Here is a 2,537-nt window from a genome sequence, read left to right on the forward strand (position 1 = left end):
CCGGTGCCGGTGCCGGTGCCGGTGCCGGTGCGGGCGCCGACGGCGACACCTCGTCCGGCCACCGCGCCGAGACGGTCGGCGACGACGCTCACGACAACCACGTCCGGCCCATCGGCAGTCCCAAGGTCCGCATCCTGCTCGCCGCGTTGCTGCTGGAGCCCGGCCGGGTGGTCTCGGTCGACTCGTTGAAGGACGCGCTGTGGGGCGGCGCGCCGCCCGTCTCCGCACAGGCTTCCCTGCACAACCACGTCACCCGGCTGCGCCGGCTCCTGGACGACTCCGATCGGCTCAGGGCCGTACCACCGGGATACGTGCTGCGGGTCGACCACGGCGAGCTGGACGTGCACGTCTTCGACGCCCGGGTCGCCGAGGCGCGGGCCGCCCACGCCCTGCGCGACTGGCCGGGTGTCGTGCGGGCCTGTGCCGCCGCGCTGGCGCTGTGGCGTGGCACCCCGTTCAGCGGACTCCCTGCCGACGTCGGCGGCTACGCCCTCGTGCAACGCCTCGAGCAGGCCCGGCTGTTTCTGCTGGAGTGGCGCTACGACGCCGAACTGTCCCTCGGCGGCGCCCGCGTGGCGGCTCTCGTCCCCGAACTGACTGCCCTGATCGCCGAGCACCCGCTGCGCGAGGCGTACCACCGTCAGCTGATGCTTGCCCTCCACCGCACCGGGCGCCAGGCGGAGGCCCTCGCCGTCCACCGTGACCTGCGGACCCGCCTGGTGGAGGAACTCGGCATCGAACCCGGCGCGGCGGTCCGTGAGGCGCACGTCGAGATACTGCGGTCGAGCGACGAGGCACAGCCGCGGCGGGAGCCCGTCGGCGACCGGCGGTGGCCGCAGGAGTCCGTCGATGACCGGCAGTGGGGGCGGGAGACCGTCGGCGACCGGCGGTGGCGGCGGGAGGTCCGGGGGGATCAGTCGTGGCGGCGGGAGGTCCAGGGGGACCGGTCGTGGCAGCAGGAGGACCAAGGGGACCGGTCGTGGCAGCGGGAGGCGGCCGGTGAGCGGCGCGCGGTCCGCCAGGACGGACGGCCGGAGGCGGACGGTGAGTTGACCGCCGACACGGCCGGGAAGGCCACGGCTTCGACTTCAGCGGACCGGGCAGCATCAGCGGACCGGGCCACTTCAGCGGACCGGGCAGCCTCGGCGGATCCGGCGACTTCAGCGGATCGGGCAGCCTCAGCGGATCCGGCAACCTCGCCGGAACCGTCGACTTCAGCGGGCCAGGGAGGCTCTAAGGTCTCCTCGCCCTGCGAGCCCTCGGTGAGCCCGGCGTCCAACGGCGCCCCGGACACTCCGGGCACTCCGGGCACCCCGGACAGGCTGGGCACCCCCGGCTCCCCGGACGCCGCTGACGCCTCTGGCACCCCGCAGACGGGTGCCGTTCCGGTCGCGCGGCAGACCCCGCGCCCGGCGCAACTGCCGGCACCCCCAGCCCACTTCACCGGCCGGGACGACGTGTGCCGTGAGCTGGGCCGGGCGCTGGCCGAGCCGTCCGCGCCGGCCCCCGCCGTCGTGGTGATCAGCGGCATGGCCGGCGTCGGCAAGAGTGCCCTGGCCCTGCACGTCGCCCACGAGCTGCGGGAAGGCTTCACCGACGGTCAGCTCTACGTCAACCTGCACGGTGCCACCCCGGGCATGACCCCGCTCACCCCCGCACAGGCACTCGCCGCGCTGCTGCGCGACCTCGGCGTCGACCCCCGGAACGTTCCCGAACACCCCGACGCCTCCTCGGCGTTGCTCCGCTCCCTGCTCGCCCCCGCCCGGATCCTGCTGGTACTGGACGACGCCGCCAACGCGGCCCAGGTACGGCCCCTCCTGCCGGCCGGGCCCGGCTGCGCGGTGATCGTCACCAGCCGCTCACCGCTCACCACGCTCGACGGCGCCCGCCGCTTCCCGCTCTCGCCACTCACCGGCGAGGACAGCGCGGCCCTGCTCCGCGCGGTGAGCGGGCGCCCGGGCCTGGACGCCACCCACGCCTTGGTCGAGCTGACCGGCCGGCTCCCGCTGGCGCTGCGCGTGGTCGCCGCCCGGCTCGCCGCCCGCCGGGCGCTCACCCCGGACGTCCTGGCCGGACAACTCGCCGACACTGATGGGCGGTTGCGTCACCTGGAGTACGACGACCTCAGCGTGCGCCGCTCCCTGGCCGTGGCCCACGACGCGCTCGCTGCCGCCGAACGCGAGGCCGACCGGGACGCGGCCCGCGCGCTGCGCCGCATCGGCGCGCTGGACCTGCCCACCTACGGCGCCCCGCTGATCGCCCGCCTCACCGGCACCGACGAGCGCCGCGCCGAGGCCGCGCTGGACCGCCTGGTCGACGTGGCCCTGCTGGAGGAGACGGCGTACGGCCGCTACGCGCCCCACGACCTGGTCCGCCACTTCGCCCGCGAGCTGGCGGAGGCCGCCGAACCACGACCCGCCGCCCCATCACCACCCGCCGCACCACAGCCAGTAGTCGCCCCGCCGCCCCCCGCGGCCGCCACCCCGAGCGGCGCAGAGGCCACCGGCACCACCCCCACCACCGCTGCGACCTCCACG

At 76.0% G+C, this 2,537-nt stretch carries 1 protein-coding gene; it reads left to right on the forward strand.

All coding sequences use genetic code 11. The features are described from left to right. Nucleotides 1–110: 110 nt before the first annotated feature. On the forward strand, nucleotides 111–2,537 hold a 2,427-nt coding region (locus GT045_RS39325; protein ID WP_345942514.1), incomplete at its 3' end, for a BTAD domain-containing putative transcriptional regulator.

Source organism: Streptomyces sp. SID486, from assembly GCF_009865385.1.
In the GTDB taxonomy this organism is placed as follows: domain Bacteria; phylum Actinomycetota; class Actinomycetes; order Streptomycetales; family Streptomycetaceae; genus Streptomyces.